Origin of the sequence: Frankia sp. AgPm24, assembly GCF_023243055.1 — a bacterium.
Taxonomy (GTDB): Bacteria; Actinomycetota; Actinomycetes; order Frankiales; family Frankiaceae; genus Frankia; species Frankia umida.
On record NZ_JALKFW010000170.1, the window covers coordinates 1 to 19,476 of the forward strand.

Genomic DNA, 19,476 nt, shown 5'->3' on the forward strand with positions numbered 1-19,476 from the left:
GCCCGGCGTGGTGAAAGCGGGGCAGCACCGGGACCCAGCCGATCGAAGGCGCGGTGACCCGGCGGCGCCGCGCCCCCGCGGGCCGGCCCCGCGGCACCGCGGGGGCGCGCTGGCCGTGCGGCCGGTGCCGGGCCGCGCGACCGGACCGGTGCGTACGGCGGCCGGTGCCCAGGCGCGGACCAGCGTCTGCGCGCCGGGCCGGCCCGCCAGCGCCCGCAGGTCCAGGCGGGCCGGGATGACCAGCGACTCGCCGGCGCCCAGCGCGGCGTCGAGCAGTCCCAGCGCGTCCTCGGTGGCCAGCGGCAGAACACCGGAACGTGCCAGCCGGTGCAGCTGGGCGTCGTCGAGGCCACCGGCCATTCCGGCGCTGTCCGCCCACAGACCCCAGGCCAGCGAGACCGCCGGGAGGCCCCGGCTGCGCCGGTGGGCCGCAAGGGCGTCCAGGAAGGTGTTGGCCGCCGCGTAGTTCGCCTGCCCCGGATTCCCGAGGACACCTGCGATCGACGAGAACACCGCGAACAGAGACAGGTCGCGGTCGGCGGTCACGGTGTGCAGCGCCCACGCCGCATCCACCTTGGGTCGCAGCACCGCGTCGAGCCGTTCGGGGGACAGGGCCGTGACCATCCCGTCGTCGAGGACACCCGCGACGTGCACGACGCCGGTGAGTGGACGGTCCGCGGGCAGTCCGTCCACCAACGCGGCGAGGGCGTCGTCATCCGCCACGTCGAGTGCCGCGAAGGTGACCTCGGCGCCGCGGTCGGCGAGGTCCGTTCGCAGTGCCTCGGCTCCCGCGGCCTGCTCGCCCCGCCGGCTGACCAACAACAGGTGGCGGACGCCGTGCTCGGTCACCAGATGGCGGGCCACCGGGCCACCGAGCGCCCCGGTGGCCCCGGTGACCAGGACGGTCCCGGTGGTGATCGCCCCGGGGGTGACGGCGTGCGGCTGTGCTGGCGGGCGGTCGCGGGCCAGCCGTGGCACCAGGACAGTCCCGTCCCGCAGGGCGAGCTGCGGCTCGTCCAGGGCCAGCGCGCCGGCCAGCCTCGCGGCGAGCACGGCCGGCGCGGGCGGTGCGCCGTGATCGTCCAGATCCAGCAGGACGAAGCGGCCGGGATGCTCCGCCTGTGCGGTCCGCACCAGCCCCCACACCGTGCTCGCGGACGGATCACGGACGTCGTCCGGTCCGGTCACCGCGACCGCCCCCCGGGTGGCGAGAACGAGCCGCGCACCGTCGAAGCGTTCCTCGACCAGCCACCGTTGGACGAGATCCAACGCGCGGCGGGCCTGCGCATGTGCGACCGCCACGACCGGTACGTCCACCGCGGCGGGTTCGCCGACCCCGGGCGCCGGGCCGCCTGTACCGGCCGGGTTGGCGAGGACGACCAGCGCGGTTGGCTGGCCGGCGACACCTGCGGGTTCACCCACGGTGTCCAGATCGCAGTGATAGTCGGCTCCAGGCAGGTCGAGAGGGGCGGCGCCCAGCACCGTCCACCGCACGGGTGGTTCGACCGAGGCGACCGGCAGCGGGTCCCAGCGAAGCGTGTAGAGCGGCGGGCCACCGGCGTCGAGCTGGTCGGCCGTCGTCTCCCGGACGCGCAGTGAACTCACCTCGGCCACCAACGCGCCGGTCGGGTCGGTGACCACGATCCGCAGGGTGTCGCCGCCGCCGTTGCTGATGGCTGCTCCGTTGTCGGAGGCCAGGGTGGTGAGCCTGGCTCGCAACGTCGTGGCCGTGGTCGGCGCCAGCGTCACTCCGTTCCAGGCGAACGGCAGTCGCAGGTGCCCGGGTCGAGACCGGACGTCGGCCAGCAGCACGTGTAGCACGGCGTCGAGCAGCGCGGGGTGGACGGCGAAACCGTCCGGATGCACGGTGGTCGGGTCGAGGGAGATCTCGACGAACCGGTCCGGCCCGGAACGCCAGGCGGCGGTGAGGCCCTGGAAGGTCGGTCCGTAACCGTGCCCCCGGGCCGCGAGGTCCGGATAGAGGCCGGCAAGGTCGAGCGGCTCCGCGTCCGCGGGCAGGTCGACAGCGGACGGGACGGGGCTGACCCCGGACGTTTCGTCGCCGGTCGGCCTGGACCCGAGGACCCCGGTGGCATGCAGTCGCCAGGAGCCTTCCGCCACACCGCCGTCGTGGGTGTGCACGGTGACAGTCCGGCGGCCGGTGCCGTCGTCGGCGCTGACCGCGACCCGCAACGGAACGGGTGCCTCCCCGGCCAGGACCACCGGTTCCGCCAGTACCAGCTCCTCAAGGTGGTCGAGGCCGGTGCGACTGCCGGTGTACAGGACGAGTTCCACCAGGGCGGTGCCGGGTAGTACGACCACACCGGCCAGGGTGTGGTCCGCCAGCCAGCTCTGCTCCTGGGGGGACAGCGTGCCGGTGAAGACCACCCCGCCGCTGTCGGGCAGGTCGATCTCGGCGGACAGCAGTGGATGTGCGGCCGCCCGCTGGCCGGCGGCGTCGACGTCGGTCAGCGGACGGACCGGGTCCAGCCAGTATCGGCGTCGCTGGAACGGATAGGTCGGTAGCGCTGGCCGTTGCGCGTGGGCGGCGGTGAACACCGCGGGCCAGTTGACGGAGGCGCCGTATGCGTACGACTCGGCGATGGCGGTGGCCAGCGCGCGTGGCTCCGAGCGGTCGCGCCGCTGCACCGCGATGAGCGCGGGAGCCGTGGCCGAACCAGGCCCGACACCCGCCGCGGTGCTGACCCCGGACTCTCCGTTGGCCCGGGCCGGGTCGTCCGCGGTAAGGACGGCGTCCGCCATCGGGGTGAGCACGGCGTCTGGACCCAGCTCCAGAAAGCGCATGACGCCCCGGGCTCGCAACGCGCGAACCGCGTCGGCGAATCGGACGGCGTGGCGCGCGTGCCGAACCCAGTACTCGGGCGAGCGCAGATCGGTTCCGGTAGCGGACGCTCCGGTGACGGTGGAGACGACCGGGATCCGCGGCTCGTGGTAGGTGAGCCCGGCCGCGATCCGGCCGAACTCGGCCAGCATCGGCTCCATCAGAGGCGAGTGGAAGGCGTGGCTCACGCGCAGCCGCCGCGTCCGCACGCCACGTGCCGCGAAGGCCGCGGTCACGGCCTCGACCGCCGGGCGGGCGCCGGAGACGACCGTGGCGGTCGGGCCGTTGACCGCGGCGATCCCGATGTGCTCGCTGACCCCGTCGAGACCTGCGAGCACGTCCAGTACCTGCTCCTCGGACGCCTCAAGGGCCAGCATCGTGCCCCCCGGGGCGAGCCGGCTCATCAGCTGGCCGCGTGCGGCCACCAGGGCGCAGGCGTCGGCGAGCGTGAGGACACCGGCGACATGGGCCGCGGCGATCTCCCCCACCGAGTGGCCGGCGAGCTGGTCCGGTGTCAGGCCGAAGGAGCTCAGCAGCCGGTGTAGCGCCACTTCGAAGGCGAACAGGGCCGGCTGGGCGAACGCGGTGTCGTCCAGCGCCGCGGCGGCCTGGTCCGTCGGCCCGCTGTCGCCGGGGGCGAACACGACGTCGGTCAGATGTCGGCCGAGGTGCGCACTGAGCAGGTCGGCGGCCTCGTCCCAGGCGGCGGCGAAGACCGGGTGGTGGCGGTGCAGCTGGCGGCCCATGCCAAGACGCTGGCTGCCCTGTCCGGAGAAGAGGAAAGCCGTGCGTCCCGGCGCCGCGGCGACCGCGCGGACGATACTCGGATGGGGCTGATCGGCGGCGAGTGCGGCGAGTGCGGCGAGCGCCTCCGCCCGGTCGGCGGCGACGACAACCGCCCGGTGGGTGAGTCTCGCCCGGCCGGTCGCCAGCGCCAGACCCACCTCGTGCAGGCCGGCGTCGGGGTGCTGGGCCAGGAAGGCGGTGAGCTGGTCGGCCTGGGCGCGGACCGCTGGCGCCGTCGCGCCGGAGAGCACCCATGGTACCGGGACCAGGCTTGCCTCATCGGTCGGGACGGAGTGGGCAGCGCCGGTGTTCGGGCCGTGACCGGCGGCCGGGGGCTGCTCGAGGATGACGTGGGCGTTGGTCCCGCTGATCCCGAAGGAGGAGACGGCGGCACGGCGGGGGCGGCCGGTGGCGGGCCAGGCGGTCGTCTCGGTCGTCAGGGTGACGGTGCCCGGGCTCCAGTCGACATGCGGCGTCGGGGTGGCCGCATGCAGGGTCGCCGGCAGAACGCCGGTGCGAAGCGCGAGAATCATCTTGATGATTCCGGCGGCACCGGCGGCGGCCTGGGTGTGCCCGATGTTGGACTTCAACGACCCGAGCTGGAGGGGATACCGGCGTGCCTGGCCGTAGGTCGCCAGCAACGCGTGGGCCTCGATGGGGTCACCGAGGGTGGTGCCGGTGCCATGGGCCTCGACGACGTCCACGTCGGCGGAGGTAAGCCCCGCGCTGGCCAGGGCCGCCCGGATGACGCGCTGCTGGGCGGGGCCGTTGGGCGCGGTCAGCCCGTTGGACGCCCCGTCGGAGTTGACAGCGCTGCCCCGGACGACGGCCAGAACCCGATGGCCGTGGCGGCGGGCGTCGGCGAGTCGCTCCAACAGCAGGACACCGGCCCCCTCGGCCCAGGCGGTTCCATCCGCGTCGGCGGAGAACGGCTTGCAGCGGCCGTCGGGCGCCAGTCCGCGCTGTCGGCTGAACTCGACGAACGTCGCCGGGCTCGCCATCACGGTGGCGCCGCCGGCGAGTGCGAGCGTGCACTCGCCGGAGCGCAGGGCCTGCGCGGCGAGGTGGAGCGCGACGAGCGAGGAGGAGCAGGCGGTGTCAACGGTCACGGCGGGCCCCTCCAGCCCGAGGGTGTAGGCGATCCGGCCCGAGGCGACGCTGCCCGCGCTCCCGCTGACCAGATAACCCTCGAACCCCGCTGGCGCGGTCGCCGACTGGTGCAGCCGGGCCCCGTAGTCGTCGTACATGACACCGGCGAAGACGCCGGTGGAGGTGCCGGCGAGGCTGGTGGGGTCGATCCCGGCCGCTTCGAGCGCCTCCCACGCCGCCTCGAGCAGAATGCGCTGTTGGGGGTCGATGGCCAGCGCCTCCCGGGGGGAGATCCCGAAGAACTCGGGGTCGAAGTCGCCGGCGTCGTGCAGGAAGCCGCCATGCCGGGTGTAGCTGGTCCCGGGATGGTCCGGATCCGGATGGTAGAGGCGGTCCAGGTCCCAGCCGCGGTCGGTGGGGAAACCGGTCACGGCGTCCGTGCCGTCGAGCAGCAGCCGCCACAGGTCGTCCGGACTGTGCACGCCGCCGGGAAGGCGGCAGGACATGCCGACGATCACGATCTGGTCGTCGTCGGATGTCCCCTGCGTGTCCGCGGCGATGCCCCGGCCGGACGGTCCTCCGGCCGCGGGAACCGGGCCGGAGCCGCCGGGCCTGCCCGCATCACTGGCGCCGGCCCCATCCGTGGCGAGCGCGACGAGCGTGGCGAAGTGATCGGTGAACAGATGGTCGGCGAGGGCGGTCGGGGTCGGATGGTCGAAGACCAAAGTGCTCGGCAGCGGGAGTCCGGTGGCCGCGATCAGCCGGTTACGCAGTTCGACCGCGGTGAGCGAGTCGAAACCGAGCTCGGTGAACGCACGAGCGGTGTCGAGCGTTTCGCCGGCCTGGTAGCCGAGCACCGTGGCGACGGTTCGCTGGACGAGGTCGGCGACGGCGTCGCGTCGTTCTACGTCGTTCGTCAGACCGGCGAGCTGCTGGGCCAGGCCACCGGCCTGTTCGCGCGGACGGGAGCCGGCGCTACCGGTGCGTCGCGGGCCGCTGGCCAGGTCACGCAGCGGCGGTGGAACCGACTCGGCCGGCCGACCGGCAAGCTCGATACGGGCTGCGACGACGACCGGGTGGTCTCCGCTGACTGCCGCGTCGAACAGACGCAGGCCCTCCTCGTCGTCCATGGGGACGATGCCCATGCGGGCCATGCGGGCGAGATCGGCGCGCGCCAGCTCGGCACCCAGGCCGGTTGTGCCACCCCACAGTCCCCAGGCCAGGGAGACCGCGGGCAGCCCGCGGGCATGGCGGTGCTGGGCCAGGGCGTCGAGGAAGGCGTTCGCGGCAGCGTAGTTCGCCTGCCCGGCCGTGCCGAGCGTCCCGGTCACCGAGGAAAACAGCACAAAGGAAGCGAGATCCAGGTCGGCGGTGAGCTCGTGCAGGTTCCAGGCCGCGTCCGACTTGGGCGCCAGTACGGCGTCCAGACGTTCCGGGGTGAGCGAGGTGACGATCCCGTCGTCAAGTACACCCGCCGCGTGCACGATGGCGGTCAGTGGGTGCTGCGGCGGCAGACTGGCGAGCAGCGCCCGCAGCGCGTCGCGGTCGGCCACGTCACAGGCGGCGAGGTCGACTTCGGCCCCGAGCGCGCGCAGCTCGGCGGCCAGTTCCGGCGCACCGGCGGCGGCCGGCCCGCGTCGGCTGACCAGCAGCAGCCGGCGGGCGCCGTGCGCGGTCACCAGCCGCCGGGCGACGAGCCCGCCGATCAGGCCGGTCGCACCGGTGACGAGAACCGTCCCGGTACCCACCGGTGTCGTGCTGCCGGCCGGCTCGCCGGCCGCGGTGTCGATGCCGGCGCCCGGCCGCGCTGCCGTCCGGACCAGCCTGGGTGTGAACCCGCCCGCCGCACGCAGCGCGAGCTGCGACTCGCCGGCTGGCAGCGCCGTGGGCGGGTCGGCGTCGGCCTCGACGTCGACGAGGATGAGCCGGTCGGGGTGCTCGGTCTGCGCGCTGCGGACGAGCCCCCAGACCGCCGCCGCGTCCGGCCGAGGCGCGCCGTCGTTGGCCGTCACAGCCACGGCGCCGTGTGTCACCACCACCAGCCGGTCGTCGGCGCTCGGCTGCGCGCTCAGCCAGTCCTGGACAGCGCGCAGAGCGGTGTGCGTGCGGTGCCGTGCCGCCGTCGCGGCGTCGGTGGTGTCGGTGCTCTCGAGGCCGAGATCGAGCACTGTCCAGTTCGCCGGGATGCCCACCGGGACGCCCGGAACCGGCGTCCAGTCCAGGACGAACAGTGAGTCGGTGTCCGCGGTGGCCGCGAACCGGCTGCGGCTGACGGTGGCGAGGGTGAGGGCGTCCACCGTCATGACCGGTGTCCCGTGGTCGTCGCTGATGGTCAACGCCACCGTGTCCGGTGCGGTGGGCACGATCCGTACCCGCGTGCCGGTCCTGGCACCGGTACGCAGCCGCACCCCCTCCCAGCGCCATGGCACCCGCAGCGTGTCAGCGGCGTTGGACGTATCGGGGACGGACCTGTCGGAAACGGGCGTGCCGGGGACGTGGGGGCCGGTCGCGTCCTCGCTGTGGGCTGCGGCGTCCCGGTGTGTCGTGGCGGTCTGGAGCGCGAGAGGATGCAGCGCCGCGTCGAGCAGCGCTGGGTGAATGCCGAAGTCCGTCTCGGGCGGGGACGGTGCCACCAGGCAGTGGCTGGTGGCACCGTCGCGCCACAGCCGCCGCAGGCCCTGAAAGGCCGGGCCGTAGTCATAGCCATGTGCGGCCATCAGGTCGTAGGCAGCGTCAAGGGGGATCTCCGTGGCGGTGGCCGGCGGCCACGCGGCGAGACCCTCCACGTTCGGCCCGCCGTCGCCGTCGCCGTCGCCGTCGCTGCCGGACGCGACGAGTGCTCCGACCGCGTGCCGGGTCCAGGTCGGCCGTTCGTCCGCGGGCAGGCTGGAGTGGATGGCGACCGGACGGCTGCCGTCCGAGTCCAGGACACCGACCGTCACCTGGATGTGGATCTCCGCCTGGTCGGGGAGCGGCAATGGACGGTCCAGGGTGAGCTCCCGGAGCGTGTCCGCGCCGACGTGCTTGGCGGCCCGCAGGGCCAGGTCGACCAGCGCGGCACCGGGCAGCACCGGTCGGCCGTCCACGGCATGGTCGCCCAGCCAGGGCAGGGCGGTGCGGGAGAGCACCCCGGTGAGCACCACTCCCGCGTCGTCCGGTAGCTCCACGACCGCGCCGAGCAGCGGGTGCCGGGTGGCGCGCAGGCCGAGCAGACCCGCCTGTGTCCTGGCCGGGGCGGCCTCGAGCCAGTAGCGGCCGCGTTGGAACGGGTAGGTCGGCAGCGCCAGGCGGCGGGCGGTGGGCAGGGTCCGCGCCCAGTCGAGCGTGCCGCCGTGGGCGTACAGGCGGGCCAGGGCGGCCAGCGCGGTCTCGGTCTCCGGGCGCCCCGCCCGCAGCATTGGGACAGGGACGCGGACCGGGGAACCTCCGAAGTCGTCCACCATGGCGGTGAGCACCGCGCCCGGGCCGACCTCCAGGAACCCGGAAACACCCTGGGATTCCAGGTACCGGACGGCGTCGAGGAAACGGACGGTGCCGCGGGCCTGGCCCGTCCAGTAGTCCGGTGAGCGCAGCAGCTCGGCGTCGGCCACGCGCCCGGTCGCGGTGGACACCAGTGGAATGCGCGGCGGGTGGAACGTCAACGAGGACGCCACGGCACGCAGCTCGTCGAGAACCACGTCCAGGTGCGGGGAGTGGAAGGCATGGCTGACCCGCAGCCTGCGGACGTGTCGGCCGCGGGCCCGCCAGCCCTCGGCGACCGCGACCGTCGCGGCAGCATCCCCGGAGATCACCACGGCTGTCGGGCCGTTCACCGCCGCGATCGAGACCGTTGCCTGCTGGCCGGCGAGCGAGTCGATCACCTCCTTCTCGGTGGCCGCCAGGGCGATCATCGCTCCGCCGGCGCCGGCGGCCTGCATGAGCCGCCCACGGTGGACGACCAACGTGGCGGCGTCCGCCAGGGACAGCACGCCGACCGCGTGCGCGGCGGTCAGTTCGCCGATCGAGTGGCCGGCAACGAAGTCGGGGACGAACCCGCGGTGCTCGGCCAGCCGGAACAGCGCGATCTGCAGAGCGAACAGCGCCGGCTGCGTCACCTCGGTCTGGTCCAGCAGCGCCGCGGTCGGGCTGCCGGGTGAGGCGAACAGCACGTCGAGCAGCGATCGTCCGACCAGGTTCGCGTCGGCCGGCGACGCGGCGAGCAGGGGGTCGAGCTGTGCGACGGCCTCCCGCAGCGCCGCGCGAAAGACCGGTTCGTCGCGGTAGAGCTCCTGACCAGCGCCGGCCCGCTGCGAACCCTGCCCGGAGAACAACACCGCGGTCCGGGCATGGCGGACCGTGGTCTCGATCGTCACCTGGGGGTGCTGTTCACCGCGCTCCAGGGCGGTCAGGCCGGTGAGCAGAGCAGGGATGTCCGGGCCGAGAACGACCGCGGTGCGGTCGAGTCGGGCGCGGGTCGTCGCGAGGGAGACGGCGATGTCGCGTGGGTCCAGATCGGGCTGCTCGCTGACGTGCTGGCGTAGCTGGCGGGCCTGGGCGCTGAGCGTGACGTCGTCGCGGGCCGAGACGACCCACACAGCCGGGGTGGTCGCGGGCGTCGTGGTCGCCGCCTTCCCGCCGGCGTCCGAACCGGCCGGGTCAGGGTCGGTCCGCTCCGGCGGCGCCTGTTCGAGGATCACGTGCGCGTTGGTGCCGCTGATGCCGAAGGACGACACCGCCGCCCGTCGTGGCCGTCCGCCCGGGTGCGACCAGGCAACAGGCTCGGTGAGCAGCCGTACGCCGCCCGAGGCCCAGTCGACGTGCTCGTTCGGCGTGTCAACGTGCAACGTGCGGGGCAGCTCGCCGTGCCGCATCGCCTCGATCATCTTGATGATGCCGCCGACGCCGGCCGCGGCCTGGGTGTGCCCGATGTTGGACTTCAGCGAACCCAGCCAGCAGGGGCTTTGTGCCGGCCGGTCCCGTCCGTAGGTGGCGAGCAGGGCCTGGGCCTCGATCGGGTCCCCGAGCGACGTCCCGGTGCCATGTCCCTCGACCGCGTCGACGTCGGCCGGAGTCAGACCCGCGCCCTCCAGCGCGGCCCGGATGACGCGTTCCTGGGCGGGACCGTTCGGTGCGGTCAGCCCGTTGCTGGCGCCGTCCGAGTTGACGGCCGAGCCGCGCAGCAGCGCGAGCACGGGATGGCCGTTGCGCCGGGCGTCCGAAAGGCGCTCGACGAGCAGCAGCCCGACACCCTCGCTCCATCCGGTGCCGTCGGCCGCGGTCGCGAACGATCGGCAGCGGCCGTCCGCGGACAGGCCACGCTGGCGGCTGAACTCGACGAAGGTCGACGGTCCGGCCATCACGGTGACCCCGCCGGCCAGTGCCAGATCGCACTCGCCGTTACGCAGCGCCGCCGCTGCCAGGTGCAGCGCCACCAGGGAGGACGAGCAGGCGGTGTCGACGGTGACCGCCGGTCCCTCCAGACCGTAGGTGTAGGCCAGACGGCCGGAGACCACACTGGAGGTGTTGCCGGTGAGCAGGAAGCCCTGGACGTCGTCCGGAACTGCTGGCAGCCGGGCGGCGTAGTCGTCGTACATGACGCCGGCGAAGACACCGGTGCGGGAGCCACGCAGGTCCGCGGGGTCGATACCGGCCCGTTCGAACGCCTCCCAGGCCACTTCCAGCAGCAGCCGCTGCTGCGGATCGGTGGCCAGCGCCTCCCGCGGCGAGATGCCGAAGAACTCGCGGTCGAACTGGTCGGCGTCGTGCAGGAAGCCGCCGTACCGGGTGTAGCTGGTGCCGGGATGGTCGGGATCGGGATGGTAGAGGGCCGCCAGATCCCAGCCCCGGTTGGTCGGAAAGCCGCTGACGGCATCGGTACCCGTGGCGACCAGGCGCCACAGGTCATCGGGGGAGCGGACGTCACCCGGGTACCGGCAGGCCAGCGCGACGATCGCGATCGGGTCGTCCGCCCCGGTCCGCGCTCGGGCGGTGCGCGCGCCACCCGGTGCCCGCTGGTGGGTTGCCCCGGCCGCGTTCGGGAGCAGGGTGTGCAGATAGTCGGCCAGGGTGCTGGCGGACGGGTGGTCGAACACCGCGGTCGCCGGTACCGGCAGACCGGTCACCCGGGCCAGGCGGTTGCGCAGCTCGACGCCGGCGAGAGAGTCGAACCCGAGATCGCGGAAGGACGCGTCGGGATCGAGCGCGGCATCCGGCGCATGCCCCAGCACCACGGCCGCGGTGGTGATGACAAGATCCAGGAAGGCCCGGGTTCGTTCGTGCGCGGGTCGGGCGAGAATGCCGGCGAGGCCGGCCGTGGGGGTGTCCGTGGTGTGTGTCGCCCGGGGACGGGGAGCGGCGGCCGTCACGAGGCCGCGCAGGACGGCGGCCGGTTCGCCGTCGATCACCCCTGGTGTGAGCCGGGCTGGCACGACCAGCGCGTCGCCGTGCGCCAGCGCCGCGTCGAACAGCTCGGTGCCCAGTTCGCCCGGGATCGGTGCGACGCCAGCCCGTCGCCACCGCGCCACGTCGGCGGCGGTGAGACCGGTGGCCATGCCCCCGGCGGCGCTGTCCCACAGGCCCCAGGCCAGCGCGACCGCGGGTCGCGCCGCCGCGCGCCGATGGGCCGCGAGTGCGTCCAGGAAGGTGTTGGCCGCGGCGTAGTTCGCCTGGCCGGCGGTCCCGATGAGCCCCGAGATCGAGGAGAACAGGACGAGGTCGGCGAGCGGGTACCCACGGGTGAGTTCGTGCAGGTTCCAGGCGGCGTCAAGCTTGGGGCGCAGCACGGCGTCAAGCTGGGCGGGACGCAGCGCGGTGAGGGTGGCGTCGTCGAGAACCCCGGCGGCATGGATCACCGCGGTGAGCGGACGGTCCGCGGGAACCGTGGCGAGCAGGGCTGCGAGCTGCTGGCGGTCGGCCGCGTCGACGGCGGCGACGGTGATCTGCGCACCCTGCCCGGCGAGCTCGGCGACCAGATCGTCCACGCCCGGGGTGTGCGGCCCGCGCCGGCTGGCCAACAGCAGCTGGCGGACACCGCGGGTGGCGACCACATGCCGGGCGAGCAGCGCGCCGAGACCGCTGGTCCCCCCGGTGATCAGGACCGTGCCGTCCGGATCCCAGCCGGTCGGTGGCCGGGACGCCCCCGACGCCGGGTCCGCCCGGACCAGACGCGGCACCAGCCACTGGCCGTCCCGCAGCGCGAGCTGGGGCTCGTCGCCGAGCGCACGCCCTGCCAGCCCTGCCAGCCCTGCCAGCTCTGCGGTCTGCGCTGACTCGTCCGGGTGGGAGGTAGCGATGTCGGCCTCGCCCACGTCGACGAGGACGAACTGGCCGGGATGTTCGGACTGCGCGACCCGGACCAGGCCCCACACCGGCGCGTTCACCAGGTCGAGCACGCCCTCGCCGGGGCGGGCGGCCACCGCACCGCGGGTCAGGAAGACCAGCCGGCGATCGGTGCCCAGGTTGGCGGCGAGCCAGTCCTGCACCAGTCGCAGGGCCCGTCGCGCGGCGCGCCTGGTCTGGCCCGGCAGGTCCGCCGACGCGTCCGGACCGGGTGCCAGCGGGGCCGGCTCGGACAACGGTGGGACGACGACCACGTCGGCCTCGGTGACCGTGGACGGCAAACCGTCGACGGGCAGGTGTTCGGTCAGGACAGCGACACGTGGTGTGGCCGCCCGCGCCTGCTGCGTCCCCGCTGGGGCCCAGGCCAGGGTGTGCAGCGCCGCGGTGACGTCGCCGAGGTGGCCGATTCTGCGTCTGTCGACCGGGCGCAGGACGAGCGAGTCGATCGAGCCGAGCCACGCACCGTCCTCGTCGGCCAGCAGCAGCGCGAAGGTGTCCGGTCCCACCCGGGTGGCGGTCACGCGCAGAGTCGTCGGCGCGGTGGGGTGCGCCGTGGCCGGGCTGGAGCCCGTCGGGCGCAGCGACACCCCGGTCCACATGAAGGGCAGGCTGATCCGGTGCGCTGCCACCGCCGCCGGGGCGACGGCCTGGACCAGTGGATGCAGCACGGCGTCCAGCAGAGCCGGATGCAGGGCGAACCCGCCGGAGCTCAGCGTCGGCAGGTCGGGCAGGCGGGTCTCGATGTGCAGTCGGTCTTCGTCGTGCCAGAGCCGGTACAGGCCGTGCAGGGCTGGCCCGTACTCGTAACCGAGTGCGGCGAGCTGCCGGTAGGCGTCGGTGAGCTCGACCGGTTCGGCGCCACGCGGCGGCCACTCCGCCGGATCCGGGTCGGCCGGACGCGTGGCAGCATCGAACGGGTCGGCGGCCAGGGTGCCCGAGGCGTGTTTCGTCCAGCCTGGGGCCGCGCCGTCGGTCGCCGCGTCGCCTGAACCCGGGTCGTCCGCTCGGGCATGAACGGTCAGCGCCCGCTGCCCGGACTCGTCCGGGCCACCCACGACGACCTGTATCTGTACCGAGCCCGTTCGGGGCACGGACAGCGCAGCCGTGAGTGTCAGTTCCGCGAGATGTGGCGTGCCGACCTGGCTACCAGCAGTGACTGCCAGTTCCAGGAAGGCGGTGCCGGGCAGCAGCACCCGTCCGTCGATGGTGTGATCGCTCAGCCAGGGATGCGCCGCCTGCGACAGCCGCCCGGTGAACACGACCGCATCGCCGTCGGCCAGTTCGACCCTGCTGTGGAGCAGCGGATGTCCCCACCGGTCGGGCCCGGCGGCGACCGCGCGTCCGGCGGTGAGCCAGTAGCGGCTGCGCTGGAAGGCGTAGGTCGGCAGGTCGACCCGGCGCGCGCCGGGATAGACGGCCTCCCAGCGCGGCGCCACGCTGTGCGCCCACAGGGTGCCCAGAGCCGCGGTGAGCGTGCCGGATTCGGGCCGGTCCGCCCGCAGCAGCGGCACCAGTACCGCGGAGGTGGTCGCGCTCGGCTCGTCGAGGGACTCGCGGGCCATCGCGGACAACGTGGCGTCCGGCCCCAGCTCGACGAAGGTGGTGACGCCACGGGCGGAGAGCGTGCGGATGCCGTCGTGGAAGCGCACGGTGCCGCGTAGCTGGCTGGTCCAGTAGTCGGGGGCGGCGAGCTGATCGGCCGTGGCGATCTCGCCGGTCACGGTCGAGACCAGCGGGATCCGTGGCGGCGCGAAGTTCAGACCCTGCGCGATCTCACGGAACTCGGCCAGGACGTCATCCATGTGCGGGGAGTGGAAGGCATGGCTGACCCGCAGCCGTCGGGTCCGCCTCCCCTGCTGCCGAAAGCGGTCGGCGACCCGTTCGGCCGCATCCGCGTCCCCGGAGATCACAACCGAGCGCGGTCCGTTCACCGCAGCCACGGCGAGCTGCCCGTCCTGCTCCGCCAGGCGTGCGTGCACCTCGTCCGGGTCGGCGGAAACCGCGATCATGGCCCCGCCGGGCCGGGCTGTCTGCATGAGCCGGCCGCGTGCCGCGACCAGCGCGGCCGCGTCGGGCAGGGAGAGCACTCCGGCGACGTGGGCCGCCGCCAGCTCACCGATGGAGTGGCCGACCAGGAAGTCGGGGACGATCCCGACCGAGGTGACGAGCCGGAACAGCGCCACCTCCAGCGCGAACAGTCCCGGTTGGGTGTAGACGGTGTGGTCGAGCAGCTCGGCCGTGGGGGAGCCGGGGGCGGCGGTGAGGACCTGGGCCAGCGGTCGGTCGAGCCCGGCCAGGTGCTGGTCGAGTTCGTGGATGACCTCGTCGTACGCTGCGGCGAACGCGGGCCACGTCTGGCGCAGCTGCGCTCCCATCCGGGCTCGCTGCCCGCCCTGCCCGCCGAACAGGAAGGCGGTCGGCACACCGCGACCGGCAGTGGACCGGGCATCGCCGCGGATGAGGGCCGCATGGTCCACGCCGCGGGCGAGTGCGTCCAGCCCGGCGAGCAGCTGCGCGGTGCTGCTCGCGGTCACCGCGGCCCGTCGTTCCAGGGCGGCTCGCCCGACCCCCAGCGAGAAACCGATGTCCTGGAGCCGGGCGCTGGCATCGGCCGGTGCTTCCGGGTCGGCCCCGGGCCGCCCACCGCCGGCTTCGGACACGGCCGTGTGCAGGCGGCGAGCCTGCGCCCGCAGCGCCGCGTCGCTGCGGGCGGACAGCGGCCACACCAGCGCCGGCTCCGCGGCCACCGGTGGTTCCTCCGCACCGGCCGGCGGCGAGGGAACCGCTTCGATGATCACATGGGCGTTGGTGCCGCTGATCCCGAAGGACGACACACCGGCGCGGCGCGGCCCGGCACCCGCCGGCCAGACGGTGGATCTGGTCAGCAGCTGCGCCTCTCCGGCCGACCAGTCGACGTGCGGGGAGGGCGCATCCACGTGCAGCGTGGCCGGCAGGACGCCGTGTCGCATGGCCAACACCATCTTGATCACGCCGCCGACACCGGCCGCCGCCTGGGTGTGGCCGATGTTCGACTTCAGGGAGCCCAGCAGAAGCGGCCCACGCGCACCGCGGTCCCGCCCGTAGGTGGCAAGGATCGCCTCGGCCTCGATCGGGTCGCCCAGGGCGGTTCCCGTTCCGTGCGCCTCGACGACGGCCACGTCCCGGGGGTGCAGGCCCGAACTCGCCAGCGCCGCGCGGATCACCCGCTCCTGCGACGATCCGTTGGGGGCGGTGAGCCCGTTACTCGCCCCGTCCTGGTTCACCGCCGAACCGCGTAGGACGGCGAGCACCGGATGCCCGCGACGACGGGCGTCCGAGAGCCGTTCCAGGAGCAGGAGGCCGACGCCCTCGGCCCAGGCGGTGCCGTCGGCCGCCGCGGCGAACGGCTTGCAACGGCCGTCCGGGGCCAGCCCGCGCTGTCGGCTGAACTCGACGAACATGCCCGGACTCGCCATCACGGTGACACCCCCGGCGAGAGCCAGCTCGCATTCGCGCAGGCGTAGCGCCTGGCCGGCCAGGTGCAGCGCGACAAGCGAGGACGAGCACGCCGTGTCGACGGTGACCGCCGGGCCCTCCAACCCCAGTGCGTATGCGACCCGGCCGGAGGCCACACTGGCGGCGCCCCCGGTGAGCAGGTATCCGTCGGCACCGTCGGCCGGCTCGTGCAGGCGCGGGCCGTAGTCCTGGGCTGAGCCGCCCACGAAGACCCCGGTGCGGGTTCCGCGCAGCGACTGCGGGTCGATGCCGGCCTGTTCCACCGCTTCCCACGACGTTTCCAGCAGAAGCCGTTGCTGGGGATCCATCGCCGCGGCCTCGCGTGGGCCGATGCCGAAGAAGGCGGCGTCGAACTCGCCGGCGTCGTGCAGGAACCCGCCGGTGCGCACGTAGGAGCTGCCTGGCCGGTCCGGGTCGGCGTCGAACAGGGTCTCGGTGTCCCAGCCGCGGTCGCTCGGGAACGCGGAGATGGCGTCCGTGCCGGAGATGACGAGCTGCCACAGCTGTGCCGGTGACATGACGCCGCCCGGGTACCGGCAGGCCATACCCACGATGGCGATCGGCTCGTCGAGACCAGCCGCCCTGCCGGGGACACCCGAGGTGTCCCCGTGTGGGTCCGTTCCGGCCGCGGGGCCGAGGGCGCCGACCGGTGCCAGCCCGGCAAGCAGATGTCCCGCCAGCGCCGCCGGTGTCGGATGGCTGAAAGTGACCCCGGTGGCCAGCCGCAGTCCGGTCGTCCGGCTCAGTCGATCGCGCAGCTCGACGACGCCCAACGAGTCGAAGCCGAGCTCGCGGAAGGTCCGTCGGGCATCGATCCCCTCGGTGCCGACGTGGCCCTGCACGATCGCGACCGTGGTCAGAACGAGATCCAGCAGCCGACGCTCACGTTCGGGCTTGGCCAGCCCGGTGAGGCTCTCGGCCCAGGCACTGGCACCGGCCCCACCCTGACCGGTGGGGCCGGAACCGACGGGGGCACGGTCGGTGTGCTTTTCGGTACCGTCCACGCGGCCGGTGTTCGTGTCGCCGGCCGTGTTCGTGTCCGTGGCGGGGAGCTGGGCGGGCGGCGCGGCATCGAGCCAGTACCGCCGGCGTTGGAACGGGTAGGTGGGCAGTGCGACGGTGCGGCCGGTGCGCCGGCCCAGGACCGCCGACCAGTCGACGTCGCCGCCGTGGGCGAACGCGCCGGCCACCGCGGCCATCACGGAGTCGACCTCCGGGCGGCCCCGGCGCAGGGCCGCCACCAGCACCGCCCCGTCGTCGGGCGACATCGGTGCACCGGCCGCGGTCGAGGGCGCCCCGCCACGTTCGGCCGACTCGCCCCGCAGCACGTCGCGGGCCAACGCGGTCAACACGGCACTGGGCCCGAGTTCGAGGTACGTCGTCGCGCCGAGGTCGGCGAGCGTGCGCACGCCCGCGCCGAACCGGACGGGCGCACGCACGTGCGTCACCCAGTGGTTGGCGTCGAACGACTCCGGTCCGGCCAGGCCACCGGTGAGATTGGAGATGACGGGCGTCGTCGCGGTCGAGTACGACAACCCCTGCGCGATCCGGCGGAACTGCGCCAGCATCGGTTCCATCCGCGGGCTGTGGAACGCGTGACTGACCGCGAGCCGCGAGGTACGCCGGCCCAACGCGCGAAAGTGCTCGGCCAGCGCCGTCACCTCGGCGTCGTCGCCGGACACCACCAGTGCCCGTGGCCCGTTGACGGCGCCGAGGTCGACCCGGTCCGACAGCAGCGGGTGGACCTCCTCCTCCGTGGCCTCCAGCGCGGCCATCGCACCGCCCGCCGGCAACGCCTGCATCAGGTTGCCCCGGGCGGCCACCAGCGCCGCGGCATCGCGCAGTGAGAGCGCGCCCGCGACATGCGCGGCGGCCAGCTCCCCCACGGAATGCCCGAGCAGTAGATCGGGACGCACCCCCCAGTGCTCCAGCAGGCGGTACAACGCCACCTCGAGGGCGAACAGCGCTGGTTGCGTGTAGCCGGTGCGGTCGAGCAGGTCGGGCGGCCCCTCGAAGGCCAGGGTGCGCAGTGGGCGGTCCAGATGGGGATCCAGCTGCCCACAGGCCTCGTCGAAGGCGTCGGCGAAGGTCGGGAAGGCGGCGTGGAGCTCACGGCCGGCGCCGACCCGCTGGCTGCCCTGACCGGAGAACAGAACTGCCAGCCGGCCCCTTCCGCCGTCCGGCGCGCGACGCGCGGTGCCGCGTACGACGTTCGCCGCATCCTGGTCCGCCGCCAGGGCAGCCAGGCCCCCCCTCAGCTCGTCGGCGTCGCGGCCCAGCACGATCGCGCGGTCCTCGAAGACGGTCCGGGTGGTGACCAACGCCAGCCCGACATCGACGGGGTCGAGGCTCGGGCGGTCGTCGAGCTGGGCGACCAGCCGGCGGCTCACGGCCGCCAACGCGCCCGGTCCGCGACCGCTGAGCACCCAGGGAAGCAGCGGGCCGCCACGGTCGCCCTCGTTCTGCCGGGCCGAGTCGGCTGCGACGGCCGGGTCGGGATCGTCGGCGGTCGGGCTGGCGTTGTCCGCGGCGGACGGCGTCGGCGCGGCGGAGACGACCAGATGGCAGTTCGTGCCGCCCATGCCGACCGAGCTGACCCCGGCGACCCGGGCGTGCGCGGGGCCGGGCCAGGCGATGAGCTCGGTCTGCACCTGGAGGTTCAGCTCGTCGAAGGCGATGTCCGGATGGGGCTGGGTGAAGTTCAGGCTCGGTGGTATCTCTGCGTGCCTCAGGCTCAGGGCCACCTTGAGCAGCCCGACAACGCCGGCGGCTCCTTCGAGGTGACCGATGTTGGTCTTGGCCGAGCCGACCAGCAGCGGGGAACCGGCCGGTCGGGCTCGGCCGATCACGGCGCCCAGCGCCATGGCCTCCACCGGGTCGCCCGTCGGCGTGCCGGTGCCGTGCAGCTCGACGTAGGAGACGACGCCCGGGTCGAGCCCCGCCCGGTGGTAGGCCGCCCGCAGCGCCGCCTGCTGCCCGTCGACGCCGGGGACTGTCAGACCCTCCGTCGCGCCGTCGTGGGTCACGGCGCCGCCGTGGATCACGCAGTAGATCGTGTCCCCGGCGGCCCGTGCGGCCTGCAGCGGACGCAGTACGACGAGCCCGCCGCCCTCCCCCCGGACGTAACCGTTCGCCCGTGCGTCGAAGGTGAAGCAGCGCCCGTCCGGGGAGAGCGCCCCGAACCGGGCGGCGGCGATGCTGCTCTCCGCGGTGAGAGCCAGGCTCACTCCGCCGGCCAGCGCCAGGTCGGCCTCACCGCGGCGCAGCGCCTCGACCGCGGCGTGCACCGCGACCAGCGCCGAGGACTGACCGGTGTCGATCACCAGGCTGGGCCCGCGCAGTCCGAGATGGCGTGAGATCCGGTTGGCGATGATGCTGCGGTTGAGCCCGGTCAGGGTGTGGCGGCTGATCCCGTCGAGCCCGGACCGGTCGGCCACTGTCGCGTAGTCGCCCGCGGTGGCGCCGACGAACACGCCGGTAGCGCTGCCGTGCAGCCGGCTGGGGACGATCCGGGCGTCCTCCAGGGCCTCCCAGCCGAGCTCCAGGGCCAGCCGCTGCTGCGGGTCCATCGCGACCGCCTGGGCGGGGGAGAGGTCGAAGAAGGCGGCGTCGAACGTGTCCACCTGATCGAGGAAGCCGCCGTGACGCGGCACGGCGGGCGCGTCCGCCCCGCCGGTGATCCGCCACCGGTCCGCGGGGGTGTCGATCACGGCGTTGCGGCCTGCCCGCAGCAGATGCCAGAAGGCCTGTGGGTCCGGCGCCTGCGGCAGCCGACAGGCGAGTCCGATGACGGCGACCGCATGGGCGTCGTCGGCCGTTCCGTGCAGCTCCGGGTGGTCTCGGTGTGCCTGCTCAGTCGTCATGGTCTGGTCAGTCCCTCGTGGTGGCGCAGCGTCGTCTGGCCCGCCCGACCGGGTGGCCGATGGCCGGTGGGTCCGCCGCGGCCA

1 protein-coding gene is annotated in these 19,476 nt (G+C 74.1%); it reads right to left on the minus strand.

Translation table 11 applies throughout. The annotated features are described in order from the left end of the window. Window positions 1-19,392: type I polyketide synthase (locus MXD61_RS11015; RefSeq protein WP_248812741.1), on the minus strand; the 19,392-nt coding region annotated here is incomplete at its 3' end. Window positions 19,393-19,476: the final 84 nt, after the last annotated feature.